General features: G+C 41.6%; 11 protein-coding genes. 1 reads left to right on the top strand and 10 read right to left on the bottom strand.

All coding sequences use genetic code 11. The features are described 5' to 3' along the window. Positions 1-238: 238 nt before the first annotated feature. The 8 genes from N523_RS0102620 to N523_RS0102585 are packed head-to-tail and all read right to left on the bottom strand — an operon-like array spanning position 239 to position 10,665. Entirely contained in the window at positions 239-1,027 is a 789-nt protein-coding gene (locus tag N523_RS0102620) for a sterol desaturase family protein (protein WP_028834194.1), read from the bottom strand. Further along, complete coding sequence (locus tag N523_RS0102615; protein ID WP_028834193.1) at positions 1,020-1,670, bottom strand: CDP-alcohol phosphatidyltransferase family protein; 651 nt, start codon at positions 1,668-1,670, stop codon at positions 1,020-1,022. The genes N523_RS0102620 and N523_RS0102615 overlap by 8 nt, the downstream gene beginning before the upstream one ends. A 28-nt stretch (positions 1,671-1,698) precedes the next feature. Next, a complete protein-coding gene (locus tag N523_RS0102610) occupies positions 1,699-2,337 on the bottom strand; it encodes an ATP-binding cassette domain-containing protein (RefSeq protein ID WP_028834192.1) in 639 nt (212 codons plus the stop codon). 24 nt (positions 2,338-2,361) lie between these two features. Further along, entirely contained in the window at positions 2,362-4,077 is a 1,716-nt protein-coding gene (locus N523_RS0102605; protein ID WP_028834191.1) for an ABC transporter permease, read from the bottom strand. Beyond that, positions 4,074-5,351: an ABC transporter substrate-binding protein gene (locus tag N523_RS0102600; protein ID WP_028834190.1), complete on the bottom strand. Its 1,278-nt coding sequence runs from the start codon at positions 5,349-5,351 to the stop codon at positions 4,074-4,076. Before N523_RS0102600 ends, N523_RS0102605 begins: the two co-directional genes overlap by 4 nt. After that, positions 5,338-6,162, bottom strand: coding sequence for a DUF547 domain-containing protein (locus tag N523_RS0102595; RefSeq protein WP_028834189.1), 825 nt, complete (start codon positions 6,160-6,162; stop codon positions 5,338-5,340). The genes N523_RS0102600 and N523_RS0102595 overlap by 14 nt, the downstream gene beginning before the upstream one ends. Next, a complete protein-coding gene (locus N523_RS0102590; protein ID WP_028834188.1) occupies positions 6,143-8,296 on the bottom strand; it encodes an FAD-dependent oxidoreductase in 2,154 nt (717 codons plus the stop codon). The genes N523_RS0102595 and N523_RS0102590 overlap by 20 nt, the downstream gene beginning before the upstream one ends. A 14-nt stretch (positions 8,297-8,310) precedes the next feature. Beyond that, positions 8,311-10,665, bottom strand: coding sequence for a TonB-dependent receptor (locus N523_RS0102585; RefSeq protein ID WP_028834187.1), 2,355 nt, complete (start codon positions 10,663-10,665; stop codon positions 8,311-8,313). Between the two features lie 231 nt (positions 10,666-10,896). Between N523_RS0102585 and N523_RS0102580 the strand changes: the two genes are divergently transcribed. Continuing rightward, positions 10,897-11,310: a hypothetical protein gene (locus N523_RS0102580; RefSeq protein WP_028834186.1), complete on the top strand. Its 414-nt coding sequence runs from the start codon at positions 10,897-10,899 to the stop codon at positions 11,308-11,310. 359 nt (positions 11,311-11,669) lie between these two features. On the opposite strand, the gene N523_RS0102575 is transcribed toward N523_RS0102580, so the two are convergent. Both N523_RS0102575 and N523_RS0102570 read right to left on the bottom strand, forming a co-directional pair. Continuing rightward, complete coding sequence (locus N523_RS0102575) at positions 11,670-13,337, bottom strand: RluA family pseudouridine synthase (protein ID WP_028834185.1); 1,668 nt, start codon at positions 13,335-13,337, stop codon at positions 11,670-11,672. 151 nt (positions 13,338-13,488) lie between these two features. Next, complete coding sequence (locus N523_RS0102570; protein WP_028834184.1) at positions 13,489-15,537, bottom strand: S9 family peptidase; 2,049 nt, start codon at positions 15,535-15,537, stop codon at positions 13,489-13,491. Between the last annotated feature and the right edge of the window lie 125 nt (positions 15,538-15,662).

Here is a 15,662-nt window from a genome sequence, read left to right as displayed (position 1 = left end):
TATAGTGTATTTGTTGATTTTTTCATTTTTGTAAGCGCTTACATTTTTATGTGTGATAAATGTAAGCGCTTACAAATAATATGGGGGATTTTTAACTGGGTCAAGAATTTGTTTAAATAATTTACAATTGATTTACTTTTAACAGGGTGTTTTTGTTAACAGGAACGGTTAAACGCCCAAGTAATGTTATAAATAAAGGTTTAAAAGGTGTACATGGGCGTTTTCATTAGCCGTATTGCTATTTTTTAAATGGCATTATTAACAATTGCCACAAGGATGAATTTTGTTCGGGGTTTGGGTATTGGCTCAAACCAAGTGCAATACGTTTATCAGGCTGGTTTGCCTGTGATTTATAGCTGCCAAAAAGTCTATCCCACCAAGTTACACTAAACCCAAAGTTACTGTTTGTTTCTTCGGGGTTTTGGCTGTGATGTATGCGGTGCAGCGCTTGGGTAATAAGGATGAGGCGCAGTGGTTTTTCTATTGCGTTTGGCAAGCGAATATTTGCGTGGTTAAACAGTGCTAACCCATTGAGTGTTATTTCAAATATAAGTACTGCAATGGCGGGCACGCCAAGAGCAGTTATGGCGGCAAGCTTTATCAATATGCTAAGACCTATTTCAATAGGGTGAAAGCGCAGCCCAGTGCTTGTATCTACGTGCGCATCAGCATGGTGAACACGGTGTAAACGCCATAAAACTGGAATTTTATGAAATAACCTGTGTTGCCAATAAATCAGTATATCTAGCAACAGCAGACTAAGTATAATTGCTACTGAAAGAGGCATAGTTAGTTGATTAAACACACCGATACTATGTTCTTGGTTATAAAGCGCGGCGGCGGTTAACCCTAAAGGAACCGCTAACCGAGCAATCACTGAAGAGGTAAATACAAGACCAAAATTCGCAACCCAACGTTTAGTGGCTTTTATGGGCGATTGCCGTGCAGGGGCTTGCCACTCAAGCAGCATCATTATGACTAAAATACTTACAAAACATCCAAGCCGCCACCATAATTCGTTATCCATTGATAGCCTCCGTTTTACTGATATTAGCTTCTTGTTGTTTTAATGTGTGATAACCGCCATAAATACGGGTGAAAATCGTTATGGCGCAAGCTGCAGCAAATAAGCTGGCCATTATGGCAAAGTGCTGCGGCCAAATACAAAAGGCAACAAATAAGGCAATGGTTTCTGTGCCTTCGGTTAAGCCATTTAAGTAGTAAAAACTTTTATATTTAAATTGTGGTTTGTCGAGTTTAAATTTTTCAGCGGCAATCGCAAAGGCCAAAAAGCTGGAACCGGTACCTATAAAAGTAGACAGTAAAATAGCACCTGCAATGGCATTTTGTGCTGGATTAGCCAAAATAAAGCCCAGTGGAATCGCTGCGTAAAATAAAAAGTCGAGAGTAATATCTAAAAACCCACCCGCGCTAGAACTTTGATTAGCATAGCGGGCTAATGCGCCATCCAGTCCATCTAAAATTCTATTCAACGCAATGGCGATTAATGCGCCATACCACATTTCAAAGGCAAGTAAAGGCACGGCAAACATACCCACTAAAAAACCAAAAACAGTGAGTTGATTAGCTGTAATGCCGCTTTTATTAATGAGCATAACAACCGGTGTTAGTAGTGGTTTTATAATGGGGGTAACAAATTTATCTAACATACGTATTGCCTTGAATATGAGTCAGGTTTTAAGCATCAGTGCCTAAAGTAATCACTTTGCCAGCTGTTGCCTCCGCGTCACTGTGGTCGTGTGTAACCATAATGGCAGGCAATTTATGCTCGCGTATTTGACTAAACACCAGTGCGCGGGTATCAACACGCAATTGGGTGTCGAGTTTACTAAAAGGCTCGTCGAGTAAAATAGCTTTAGGTTCGCTGAGCAACATGCGTAGCAGTGCAACACGCGCTTGCTGCCCACCAGATAGGCTGTCGGGATGGCGGGCTGCCAATCCTGTTAAGCCAACTTGTTCTAGGGCGTGGTCTATTTTTTCAAGACGCTGCTTTTTATTGCCTTTGGGCATAGCAAAGGCAATATTTCCTGCCACTGTTAAATGCGAAAACAATAAAGCGTCTTGGTAGAGCACCCCAATATGGCGTAAATGCGGGGGTGTGTTATCTATATTTTGATCATTTAGCCATACTTCGCCTTGTGCCCTAAAGTCTTTGGGCAAACAGCCTGTAAGCCAATTTAATAAGCTTGACTTGCCACTGCCCGATGGCCCCATAATGGTGAGTATTTCGCCGCCATTTACTTGCTCGTTTAAGCTTAGTAACAGCTCGCCTTGACGGTAAAGCTGACAATCTTTGATGTGTAATGATGACTGCATTAAATAGCCTTAATGGTTTTATAGTTAAGCGCGCGCTTTAAAAAAGTATTTAGGTAACACCCATGCCACACCAAAACCAATTAGCGGTAATGCCATTTGTAAAATGGCGTAAACTGCACTGGTGCGTTTGCTTGCGCCATTAGCAAGGGTTACGGCTTCGGTGGTAATGGTACTTATACGCCCGCCACTGGCTAAAAGTGTAGATAAATATTGGCCAAAACTAATCGCCAGTCCAAGCGCTATCGCGATTAAAATAGGGGCGAATAGTTGTGGCAATTTAACCTGTAAAAACACCTTGCAGGGACTTGCCCCCAAGCTTGCGGCAACGCGCGCTAATCGAGGGTCTAAACGCCTGTAACTATCGGCAATAGATAAAAAAACATACGGTAAAACAAATAAAACGTGCACAAATATCACATTAAAAAAGGCATGCTGGCTATTGAGCAGTTGTTGTAACCACACAATACCAAATAAAAACGCAATACTGGGCACTAATAAAGGAAGATAAATAATTAACTGTGTCCATTTCGACATGGGTTTCGTGTTTAACTGCTCGGCTTCTAAGCACAGCAATACCATAGTGATAGCAAACAGCGTACTTATTACCCCTATTATTAAGGTATTAAACAAGGGAGTATGTATTTGTGTAAATGCATGTTGAAAATGCAGAAATACCACGCTTGAGGGCACGGTATCCGGAAAACGCCAATAGCCCGCTATTGACCACATCACTAACCCAATTAGCGCAGCAACAATAAAAATTAAAATTAGACTCGTGAAAACATGAGTAAATGTGCAGATCAATTGATGTGCATACTGGCGGCGGCCATTAATAAGTGATTGCTTAAAAACTAGAGCAATGATTTTTTCAAGCAATAGCCACGTTAAGAGTAGTCCAACAGTGACCGCTAATTGTAACAGGGCACCCGCCGAGGCTTTTATTCGCAGGTTTAAATCTACATCGTTAAACCAGTGCATTATAGCAACGGCTAAAGTGGGAGGGGTATTTGGGCCAAGAATGAGTGGCATTTCAACGCTGGCGCTGGCATAAGCAAGTACTGCAAAAATAGGTAAACGTAACAGTGGGTATAAACTGGGTAGCACCACTTTAAAAAACGCCACCATAGGGTAATAACCTAAATTAACCGCAATTTGATGCTGTTTGCGTAGCTTTTTGCCAAGTTCGGGTTGCGCCAAAACACCCAATGCAATCAGTAGTAAAAAAGGTAACTCTTTAAGCACAAGCCCAATAATAATGCTCCAGCCAAAAGCGTCGTAAGGTAACGCGCCTTCTGGCGCTAATTGCCAGCCAGTTAACCATGGAGAAAATAAACGAGTAAATAACCCCGATGGCGCAATTAAAAAACTCACCGCAATCGCGGCAGCGGCATGCGGAATAACCAATATTGGACTTAAAATATATTCAATGCGTTTAAGCCACGCACTATTAAAAAACGCGCCAAGCATAATGATCATCAGCACAAACGCGATTAAGGTACTAATAAGACCTGTTCGTATGCTCAGCTCTACCATGTGTGTCAATCCAGGCGTTTGCCATAATGCGTTAAATCCTGCTAAGCCAATATTTGTTTCATTGAGTGCCGGCGCCCAACCAAAGGCAGGTAAAAGCACGCCGATTACCCCCCCTAAAACGGGTAAAGTAAGCAATGCAACCAAACAGTAAGGACTTAGTTTGACCAAAAAGGTAAATAGGCTATTTGAAGCGGGTACTTTATTCATTGGCTAACCCCATAGCGCGTTTGCCAACCTTGCATTATGGCATTAACCCAACTTGGGTGAGGCTCACTGAGTGTGCGTTTTATGCTATTAAAAGGCAGCGCACTTGGGTGCGGTTGTGTGGTTTTAAATAAGGCTTGTTGCTGGGTATTTAGCATTGATTGGATCAACACGGTTTTATCGCCCCAAATAGTGGGCTTTTGTTTATGAGCTTGCGCTTGAGGGCTTAATAAAAAATTAGCGACTAACTGTGCGCCTTGTGCATGGCTTGCATTATACGGTATTGCTACAAAATGGGTGTTATTTAAACTGCCATCATGCATAGCATAACTGCGGGTGCTGGTGGGTAAATCAAAGCGTTGTACTGCAGCGGGCACTTCTGGCGCTGAAAAGGTAAACCCGATACTAAGCTCAGTATCGTCAATTAAGCGGCGCATTTGTGCGCCACTTTGCATAAAATGTTTGCCGCTGCGCCAAAGCGTAGGGTGTAATTTATTTAAAAATACCCACAAAGGGTTGAGCACCTCAGTGGTGTTTTTATCTGTAGCTGGCTGGTTTAGCTGTGCTTTTAATTCATCATCGCTGTTGTTATGTAGTACCACTAAAGCGTATTTTAAAAAGCTCATGCCTAAAAAATCAGGCGGCTTTGGATAACTAAAACGCCCAGGGTTTTGCGCGCTCCAAGTTAATAACTGATTTAGGGTGGTGGGTAATTGATTCGTTGTGCTGCCATCTATTGCTAGGCTGTCGTAATAAAAAGTGAGCGACGCTTGCCCCCAAGGCGCTTCCATCCCGTTTGTAGGCAAACCAAAATCAAAGTTTACCGCGGGGTTATTATTAGGATCGGTTAATGCAAAATTTGGCAGCGTCTGGGCCCAGTCTTTAAGCAGCAAGTCATGCTTACTCATAGCGGCAAAGTTAGCGCCATTGATCCAAATTAAATCGACACTGCCTTGAACGTGATTATTGGCTGATTTTTCTGCTAATACTCGGCTTACTGCTTCGCTGGTATCGCTTAATTTTACATGCACTAATTCAATATCATATTGCGCTTTGACCTGCTCAGCCACCCATTGAATGTAGGCATTTATTTGCGGATCGCCGCCCCATGCATAAAAATAAACGCGCTGGTTTTTACCTTGGCTTTGGATAGTTTGCCAGCGAGTATCAGAAAAAGAGGTTGCAAGGGCTTTAAAGTTAACAATTAAAACAATGCACAAAGCAATACTCAAAAAACAGTATCGGCTGAGTATTTGTATTGGCTTAACGACGTGCATTTAAATTCCAGTTGTAATCTAAAAATTTAATTTTCATGTCATTATTTTGCAGCGCTTCTTGTTGAGCGGGTAGCAGTTTTAATGCATCAGCGTATTGTGCTAAAAACGGGTGTAATGTGTTTGCTCCTTTAAAGCCTTGTTCAAAATCACCGCCGTACCATTTAAAAATAGACGATACATTTAAAGTATTGCCTGTTGCCATGTTGCGGGTGTTGTCTGACAAAAAACGAACAGTTTGCTGGTGTAATTGCTCTTCTAGTTTATCTGCCGAGTAGGCTTCTTCACGAAGTGCAGGGCAACCAATACTGGCGCAGTTTACTGCAAAGTGAATACGCGGGTCGTTGTATTTACCACTACTACGAATTAACTCATGCTCTATATCATCAAGACTGCGTGTTTTACCTAGCAGCGAAATAAACTCTTTACTCCACGGTGAACTAAAAAAGCTACCTAACTCTTTGATTGATTCAATATTAGGGTACTGCGTTAATATTAGTTCAACGGTAAAGGCATTATAGGCATTAATTAAAAACGCCAACTGTTTGTGTTTGTCCCACGTGTTAAATTCACCTGGTGTGATGGCTGTTAACGTATTTAAATATGCTTTTAATTGGGTATGCTCGTGTTTAATTGCAGCGTAATCAACCTCAGTGCTGTGCCCATGATTAATAGCGACAACATGTTTAGTTAATAGCGTGTTCCAACTATCGTGCAGGTTTTGTGCACTACTTTTAAACGCCGTGACCAGTAGTGCACTTAAAACTAAAAACTTCAATAACGTATACAAAGGCTTAACCTCGGCGCCATGCATGGTATTTTTCAAGCATGTTTAAAACAGTTTGTGGAGAATGGTTACGTTTCCATTCACCAGCGGCATATTTGTTGCCTTCTGCCCATGTTGGGTAGCTGTGAATTGTGCCTAGAATTTTATTAAGGCCAAGGCCGTGTTTCATGGCTAAAACAAATTCAGCAATTAAATCGCCTGCATGCTCAGAAACCACAGTAACTCCGAGTATTTTGTCTTTTCCTTTAGGAGTGATCACCTTAATAAAGCCATTATTGGCGCTCTCAGTAATGGCGCGGTCTAACTCTTCAAACTCAAAGCGGGTGATTTCATAGTCTATGCCTTTATCAATCGCTTCTTGCTCGTTTAGGCCTACGCGCGCGACTTCTGGATCAATGAAGGTGGTCCATGGAATAACACGGTAATCTACTTTAAACTTTTTAAAGTGGCCAAATAAGCCATTAACCGCCGCGTACCACCCCTGATGAGCCGCAACGTGAGTAAACTGGTACGGGCCTACAATATCGCCTGCGGCAAAAATATTAGGGTAGAGTGTTTCTAAGTAGTCGTTAGTTACTATGGTTCGATTAGTTTCTATACCAAGCTCTTCAAGGCCATAGCCTTTGAGGCGTGCGCTTCGGCCAACGGCACACAGTAGCTCATCATATTCAATATCAATTTCGGTGTCGTTGTGTTTCACCACGAGGTACTTTTTACCCTCGCGTGCTTCACAGCGCAGCGCTTGGTGTGAGGTTAAAATATTAACGCCACTATCGGTCAGTGATTGGTGTGCAAAAGCTGACACTTCAACATCTTCTTTGATCATAACGCGCTGAGTCATTTCAACTTGCGTCACACTTGAGCCTAAACGAGCAAAGCTTTGTGCAAGCTCACAACCAATCGGGCCCCCACCTAAAACAACCAGTTTTTTGGGCGCTTCGTCGAGCTCGGCAAATTTGCTCCATAAAGTATCGCTGGTAACGTAACCGGTTTCTTCAATACCTGGCAGTGGCGGTACAAACGGGCGAGCACCGGTGGCAATAACAAGTGTGCGAGCGGTAAGAGTTTGCGTGCTGCCATCGTTAAGTTTAATTTCTACTGTCCACGGGTCAATCAATTTTCCATAGCCTTTTAAAACCTCCACACCTAAATTTGTGTAGCGCTCTATGCTGTCGTGCGGGGCTATATCAGCAATGACTTGATGTACACGTGCCATTACTTTTTTAAAGGAAAACTGCGGTGTAGTGTTTTCAAGGCCATAGTTTTCACCATGGCGCATTTGCTGTGCTATTTTTGCACTTTTAATAATCGCTTTACTAGGCACACAGCCAGTGTTTAAGCAGTCACCACCCATTTCGCCTGCTTCAATTAAAGTGACTTTGGCTTTTACTGCGGCGGCAATATAGCTGGTAACTAAGCCGCCTGCACCCGCGCCAATAACAATCATATTACGGTCGAATTTTTTGGGCTTAGTGTAGTTTTTATAAACCCGTCGTTTTTTAAATACATTTAAAATCGCTTTCGCAATCAGTGGGAATACTCCTAATAGAGCAAATGACAGAATTAAATCTAGTGACAAAATGCCCGATAAACGCTCAATTTGTGCAAGCTGAGTACCGGCATTCACAAATACAAAGGTGCCTGCCAACATACCAATTTGGCTCACCCAATAAAAAGTCCACGACTTAATAGCGGTTAAGCCCATTAATAGGTTAATTAAAAAGAACGGAAATACCGGTACTAAACGCAAAGTAAAAAGGTAAAAAGCGCCTTCTTTATCTACGCCTTTATCGATAGCAGCTAAACGCTCAGGAAACCGTTTTTTAATGGTGTCGCGTAATAAATAGCGTGACACTAAAAAGGCAAGGGTAGCACCAATCGTTGAGGCAAACGACGCCACCAGTAAGCCTTCTATTAAGCCAAATAATGCGCCTGCGGCCAATGTTAAAATAGCTGCGCCAGGTAAAGAGAGAGCCGTTACTACCACATAGAGTAAAAAGAACCCGCCAATAACTAACAACGGCGATTGCGCTTTGTATTGGTTAAACTGATCCATCGACCCTTTTAAGCCATCGAGTGTAAGCAACTGGTGCAAATTAAAATGAAAGAACATGCCAATACCGGCTGCTGCAATCAATACTAACAATAGTTTTTTAATCATATTATCTCTTGGGCTTAAAAGTTATGCGTTAGGGTAAGCTTGGCGTTTATTGGTAATTCAGGAAATGCCAATGTTGCGCCAAAATAGCCGCCTTCAAACACTGGACGCCAGTTATCTTGATTTGTGACGTTGTTCACATCTAATCGCAACTTAGTGCTAGGCGTAAACGCGTAGCTGGTATTGACGTTTAAAGTGTATTGGTCACGAATTTTTACTGTTTGTAAAAAGTCCAGCGGGTAACTCTTTGTATATAATGCTGAAAAACCTGCCTGCCATTTCTCATTAATAGAATAACTACCGTTAACGCTTAACGATTGCTCAGGAATACCTTGTACTTGGCTATTTGAAGGGGCAAACGCTGTATAACTTGGCGCGCCTATACCATTACCGGCAATAATATCTGGGCGTGAGTTATCAAACGCATCAGCAATTTGCGCAGAGTCTTGGCCAGTTGCAGAGTTATCGTAGCGTGCGTCAATATAGCTATAACCTGCACTTAACCAATATGGGTAGGCGTCGTAAAATACTTGGCCTTCAAAACCTGAGGTACGAATACCGGTATTGCTGCCATCGCGGTTGCGTAAACTACGGCGCTGGCTAAATAGGGCGCCATCAGCATACCAATCGCTGTTGGTAGGCGCGTATTTTAAGCCAAATTCTACCAGCGTGTTTTCGGTTGCAAAGTTTTGCGCACTAATCGTGTTGTCACCACCTAAGGTGTTACCACCGGCCATACTATTTGAAGTCGCTTCGTTGTAACTTGCTGCGCCGTAACTTGTAAAATCAGTATTGAGCTTGTAATTAAAACTGATTTGGCCAGATTGCAGCGTGTCGTTAATGCTATCACTGGCTGCTGTTTGTCCTTGTGGCGCAATCGGGTCGTGTGCTTCTACGTCATAATAATCAACGCGGTAACCCACACTGGTGCGTAATTTATTTGTCCACTGTGAGTCTTGTTGTATAGCAAAGCCAGTTTGCCAAGAACGCGAGTCGGTGGTGTCTGATAAGTTAAAATCACCACTGCCATCACCGTTTATATCGTATTGACCACCTGGGGATACAAATACACCGGGGCGCAGCTCAACTAAGCGTGCTTTTTGCGCATCGGTTAATTGAATACGACGGTTTGAAAGTGGACCCGTTAAATCAATTGGCGTGTCGGCCTCGGTGGTAAATTGGCTGTAGCCAAGTACTTTGTTGTAGCGTACATCAAAGGCTAAGATAGTTTGCTGTTCATTATTCCATTGATACGTTAGTTCAGTGCGGTTTTGTGCGGTATCGGCACCATCTATAATTTCAACAAAACTGTTTTGAGCCACTTCATCACGTTTTAAGTGCTGAAAATAACTAATATTTTTAAGCGACGCTTTATCTGAAAGCTCGCGCTTATAAATACTGTGTAATAGGTAAGTAGTGGCTTCGTTTTGGTTATCAGGGTCGGTAAGTACCGTGCTGCGATCAATGTTAACTAACCCTGTAGGAGATACAATTGAACCCGCTGCGGGTACTGTGCTGCCGTTTGCTTGAACGCCTTGGCCGGTAATGTAAAGGCCATGGTCGATGAGTGCTTGAGTAGGGCGGTTAATACCTGCGTTGTCGGTAAACTCAACCTGATATAGCTCAAAGTTAATATCCCAGCTGCTTTTATCATCAGGCAATACTCGCAGTGCTGCAAAAAGACTGTCACTTTTAGTCCCTGAGTAATCGTAGTAGCTTCCATGATCAAGGTGTTCATAACTCACACGAAAACCAATTTTGTCTTTTACAATCGGTGCGGTGTAATCAAGCTGAGCGGTGTATTGATCCCAACGACCCGCAGAGAGCTTCGCTTTACCTTTGTGTTCTTCAGTGGAGGCTTGCTTAGAGTGTAAATTTACAAAACCACCATTGCGCTGGCTTGAACCAAACAATACTGGAGGAGCGCCTTTAACTACATCTATTTGTTCTACCGCGTTAAATGATAACGGCACACCAAAGCCGTTATTACCTGCTTGGCGACGAGTTCCATCTTGAAAAAGCTCACCTAATTGGCCACGAATAGTGGGTAAGCTTGGTGCACCAAAGCCACTGGCGGCATACGTATTAGGGCTCACAGCAAGTACATCTTGCAAGGTGGTAATGTTAAGTTGTTCTATTAGCTCTTTTGAAATAGGCGTGACTGAACGTGCTATATCTTGCAGTGCTAAATTATCGCCAAAGGGACCATTTATGGTCGCATCTTTAACAGAAAGTCCTTGAGAATTTAAACTTTGGCCCGCTACTTCAATACGCTCTATAGCATTTTCTGTTACAGGCTTTGTTGTAGCAAAAGCAATAGCGGGTGTATTTAATAAAGCGGCTATAGATACGGCCAAGTATGAATATTTCAAACGTTTTCTCTCTGTAATTGTATGTTGATGGTTATAAAAGACCGAAAGGCTTAAAAATAACTTTCAGCAATTTAACAATATTGTTATTTATTAAAATATTAAAAATAGCTGCTTTGTTAATCGATTTATTAAACAAGCTTAACAGCTATTTACAATTATTATGAAATAAAAGGGAGTTTGTACGGTCTTTATTGCTTATTAGTTTATTTATATCTTTTTTAAGGAAATTTTATGACAGGTTCAATGAATACTGATGTACAAAATCGTTTGCAGTGGTCTTTATTATCGCTTCGGTGTGGGGTGTTTATAATGATGGTAATGTGGACGCTAGATAAATTTGTAAATCCGGGGCATAGCGCCCGAATTTTTGAACACTTTTATGGGATCAGTGGCTCTACCGATACTATTGCTTATATTTTAGGTGCACTGCAATTATTGCTAGTAATAGCATTTTTGGTCGGTATTAAAAAACGTATTACTTACGGTGCTATTTTTATAATGCATGGTTTATCTACGCTTTCTTCATATAATCAATACATTGATGGCTTTAATAATTTACTGTTTTTTGCGGCGTGGCCGATGTGGGCTGCGTGTTTTGCGCTTTATTTATTACGCGATCAAGACGTAAAATTTACGATTAAATAATAAAGGCAAAAAAAATGGTTATAAGCGTTAGCCTATAACCAATAAAGTACACAGGGAGTGTAGGAAGTTCTGTTGTACACAGTAAACGGTTAGTTACCCATATACTGTGTGTCATTAAAAGCGCTTATTGGCGCTTTTAATCAAATAAAGTGGACTGTAATAAATACTTATTTTTATAAAAGCAAAGCTAATGCCAACTTTTAATGCATTGAAATATATGGCTATTTATTATTTATAAGTAGAGGCTTTGCATAATGCAGGTAAATTTTTCTATATTGCAACGGTAAAGGTTACCGACTTTGCAATATAAAAAAATGGCAAGGCTTTTTAAAACTGAGAGGAGTTTTAGTATCGCTGATTTAAAAATCAGCGGCTACTTCAAATTCTAAACGTTGATGAGAAATAGGGTGGGTGAAGGCTAAATACTCGGCATGTAAATGTAAGCGCTCTGCCTCTTCACCATAATGAGTATCGCCAACTATCGGGGTATTTAAACCTAATTGATGAGCGCAATGCACCCGTAACTGATGTGTGCGCCCTGTTTTAGGGTATAACTGCAGTCGGGTGGTGTTGTTTTTGCGCTCCAGTACATGCCATGTTGTTAACGACGGTTTACCGGTTTTATAACACACCATTTGGCGTGGTTTATCATCAAAGTCGAGCACAAGGGGTAAATCAATCACTCCGCTATTCTCAGTAATATTGCCCGCCACTAAAGCAACGTAACGCTTTTCAATTGTGCGTTCAATAAACTGTTTTTGCAGCGCTTTGTGCGCGCGCTTATTAAGCGCAATAATTAACAGCCCTGAGGTCGACATATCTAATCGATGCACAATAAGTGGGCCAGAAGCCGCGGGGAACTGAGTTTTAATACGCATGTACACTGAGTCATCAATATTAATTCCTGGCACCGATAAAAATTCAGCGGGTTTGTTTATTACCAGTAAATCATCGTCTTGATAAACAATAGTTAAGTCTTTTCCTTTTGCAGGGTTTGTTAGTAATGGATTTTCTTCAACATTTAAGCCTTTTAGCATATGACCTAAAATGGGTTGGCATTTGCTATAACACGATGGGTAATAATGTAAGTGATGCCTAATTGCTGATTTAGGCGGTGCACCCCACCAAAATTCGGCCATAGCCACTGGTTTTAAATGGTGCTTGTATGCATATTGTAATAATTTAGGGGCGGCGCAATCCCCCGCTCCCGAAGGCGGCGTGTGCTCAGGAAGTTTGGCAAAAATAGCATTCAGATCGGTCACTTCACCGTGTGCATTTAAAAATTGGTATTGAGCAAATAATTTCTTTTGTAGGTTTTTTGAGAGTGTTTTGCGGCGCTTTTTTAATCCGTTAATTTCACCCAGCATAGCTGCTTGGGTTTGCTCAAGCGCTGTAATTTGCGTTTGCCAGTCTTGCTTTAATGCCTGCAGTTGTTTTTTCTCAACAATACTTTGCCCAGCTAAGGTTGTTTTAAGTTGTTCAAAGTCATCGGCATTGAGTTGCTCTTGGCCAGTTTGGCGTTGCTCTTTTCGCTGTTTGCGGGTCACTTGCATGGCTTGTTGTTTGGCTACAAGTTGCTGTTCATAATTTTTACGTGCTGTAGCTAATTGCTGCTCAAGGGCTTGATAATTTTCACTGTTTTCTAATGCCGTAATTTGCGCATTAATGGCGTTAATGATTTGGCTTTGCTGACTAAATACAGCATCGTCTATGTGTTTAAGTGCAACATTAGGTGCAAAATTCAGTTGCTCATCTATGCCCGCTATTTGTCCCGAATAGGCGCTAATAAACCCCAGTTGTTGCGCCTGATTCTGAACGACTAGCACACCAAACATTTTACCCGCATCAATATCATCCGTATCTAAAATAGCCTTATCGAGCTTTTTTAATTGCTGTTGTAATTGCTGTGCAGCGGCAACGGCCAAAGGGTGCGGTTTATAATAAAATGGAAATGTAAACTGCTCAGGCAGAGCAAGGGAATCGACGTTTTCATCAAAAACGGTAAAGCAGCTAGCAGGGTTTGACATGGCAGTAAAATTAGCAGTTAACAAAATAATTGCCGAGAGTTTAACATAAGCTGTGCTATGTCACTAAGGATGCGTGCTCGCCAATTTAGACCTATAAAAAAGGCCAACATTTTTATGTTGGCCTTTTAAAATTAAACGCGTTTATAAGTGCTTATTTATTTGCGTCTTTGACTTCTTTTAACTTAGCAGCATGGTCAATTTCAAACGCTGGCATCTCTTTTTTGCCTTCCATTAAATAGTTGTCCATCCAGCGCATTAAACGCAAGCTGTAGTCGTATTGCGCTGCCACTTTACGGTTACCATGACCTTCACCTGGGTAATAAACAAGACGTACATCCTTACCTTGCACTTTCATGTAGCGGTAAAGCTCCATAGATTGTGCAGGGTGAACGCGAGGGTCGTCTTTACCATGCATAATAAGCAGAGGTGTTTCAGATTGGCCTGCCCAGTAAATAGGGCTGCGTTCTAAGTACCACTGCCATTTATCCCATGGGTATGAACGCGCATGAACTAGGTTCATTTCGTTAGAAATATCAGTAGTACCAAATTTAGACAGTTGGTTAGTGACACCCACAAACATAACGCTTGCAGCAAAGTGTTTGGTTAGTTTTGTTGCGCCCCACGCCGATGCATAACCACCGTACGACCCCCCTGTAATACCAACACGTTTAGCGTCTACTAAACCCATATCAACAAGGTGATTTTTAAAGTCAACTAAATCGTCAAACTCTTTACCTGCGTAATCGTTTTGGCCTAATTTTGAGTAATCTACGCCTTTACCTGTAGAGCCTCGGTAGTTAGGATAAAACACCGCATAGCCACGTGCTGCACCCATTTGACCTGGGCGTGAGTAGTTAGTGACCCAGCCGTCTTTATCATGGCTTTCAGGGCCACCGTGTACCGACATAATCAGTGGGTAGCGTGTGCCTTTTTCATAATCTAATGGGTAAACGAGCACGCCATCAAGCTCAACGCCGTCGCGTGCTTTAAGGGTAATGGTTTCTTGCTTGGCAAAGCGTTTATCATTTAACCAGCTATTTGAATCGGTTAAACGTGTTGCTTTATTGCTGCGCACAATAAACACTTCGTTAGGGTGTTTTGCGGTATTACCACGAAGTGCGAGTGTTTTATCTGAATCTGAAACACTCAATTGTGAGGCAATAAATTCACCTTCTTTGACTAATTTTTTGTATTTATTAGAGCCCGTTTTAATGCTCGCTACAAAACTTTGCGTGCCTACATTGGCAATAAAGTTAAGTGTATTACGCTTATGCGACCATTCAAAATCAACAACGTGGCCCATAAAGTCAGGTAACCACTCAGTGATTTCAGCGGTTTTAGTGTCAGCAATAAATAAGCGGCCCGTTGCAGGATCGTGCTTATCTTCTGCACCTAAAATAGCAATGTATTTACCATCATGCGACAGCTCTGCATCACCTAGCTTGCCTTCAGTTTTAAACGATAAGGTTACTTTATTGCTAGCAATATCAAACAAATGCCACATAGATTTTGTGTATTTATCATCAATCAGTGCGGTAGGTTGGGTTTTAACCAGTAGTTTTTCGCCATTAGCTGCCCAGTTAACATCACTCACGTAATTATCAACGTTGAGTGCGGTGGGGGTAAGTGGCTTATCCGCTTTAGCTAAGTCAACAATAAAAAGCTGCTTGTTCTTTAAGCCCATTTCATATACTTCAGCTTTAAAGCCAAGTTTTTTAAGTTCTTTTTCTGACTTGTCTGCTGCAGGCATCGCTAAAATAGCCACCTGTTTGTTGTCTGGGCTTAATTTGTAGCTTGAAATTGATGTGTCTTTTAAAGCAAGAACAGGTTGTGCTTGGCCGCCATCAACAGGTATTTGGTAAAGCGAGGTAAATTTATCGTCTTTTAATTTCGCTAAAAAGTAAATTGTTTTACTGTCGTTTGACCATTCTATGCTTTTAATGTTAACCGAGCCGGTAATAAAAGGACGTTCAACGCCTTTATCATCCACAACATAAAGTTCACTGTAATTACTGCCGTTCTCATCAACATATAATGTACGCGGTAACGATCGTGTAAACGCAACGTTGTCGCCATCTGGGCTAACACTGGTTTGGATCACAGATTTAATTTTTGGAATGTCTTCAACAGTGATGGCCGATTGCGCAAATGCAACTGAGCTTGAAAGCCCAATTGCCAGCGCTAAGCTAGTTTTTAGCATTGTTATTTCCTTTGCTTTATAAGATTTACCTCATTATAACAATGTGTAACCAATATACTAAAAAATGCGATTAATCCTCAAAAGAGGACGTTAAGTGAAGTGATTCTTGTGCAATACCGCGCATA

It is taken from the genome of Pseudoalteromonas sp. 23_GOM-1509m (assembly GCF_000518425.1).
GTDB lineage: Bacteria > Pseudomonadota > Gammaproteobacteria > Enterobacterales > Alteromonadaceae > Pseudoalteromonas > Pseudoalteromonas tetraodonis.
Note: the sequence above shows the minus strand (reverse complement) of the source record. Positions and strands in the feature narration are given on the sequence as shown.

Bases quoted from the DNA above. Each gene is read 5' to 3' on its own strand.
- N523_RS0102600 (WP_028834190.1), bottom strand. From the start codon at position 5,351: ATGCACGTCGTTAAGCCAATACAAATACTCAGCCGATACTGTTTTTTG.
- N523_RS0102615 (WP_028834193.1), bottom strand. From the start codon at position 1,670: ATGTTAGATAAATTTGTTACCCCCATTATAAAACCACTACTAACACCG.
- N523_RS0102605 (WP_028834191.1), bottom strand. From the start codon at position 4,077: ATGAATAAAGTACCCGCTTCAAATAGCCTATTTACCTTTTTGGTCAAA.
- N523_RS0102610 (WP_028834192.1), bottom strand. From the start codon at position 2,337: ATGCAGTCATCATTACACATCAAAGATTGTCAGCTTTACCGTCAAGGC.
- N523_RS0102575 (WP_028834185.1), bottom strand. From the start codon at position 13,337: ATGTCAAACCCTGCTAGCTGCTTTACCGTTTTTGATGAAAACGTCGAT.
- N523_RS0102580 (WP_028834186.1), top strand. From the start codon at position 10,897: ATGACAGGTTCAATGAATACTGATGTACAAAATCGTTTGCAGTGGTCT.
- N523_RS0102620 (WP_028834194.1), bottom strand. From the start codon at position 1,027: ATGGATAACGAATTATGGTGGCGGCTTGGATGTTTTGTAAGTATTTTA.
- N523_RS0102570 (WP_028834184.1), bottom strand. From the start codon at position 15,537: ATGCTAAAAACTAGCTTAGCGCTGGCAATTGGGCTTTCAAGCTCAGTT.
- N523_RS0102590 (WP_028834188.1), bottom strand. From the start codon at position 8,296: ATGATTAAAAAACTATTGTTAGTATTGATTGCAGCAGCCGGTATTGGC.
- N523_RS0102595 (WP_028834189.1), bottom strand. From the start codon at position 6,162: ATGCATGGCGCCGAGGTTAAGCCTTTGTATACGTTATTGAAGTTTTTA.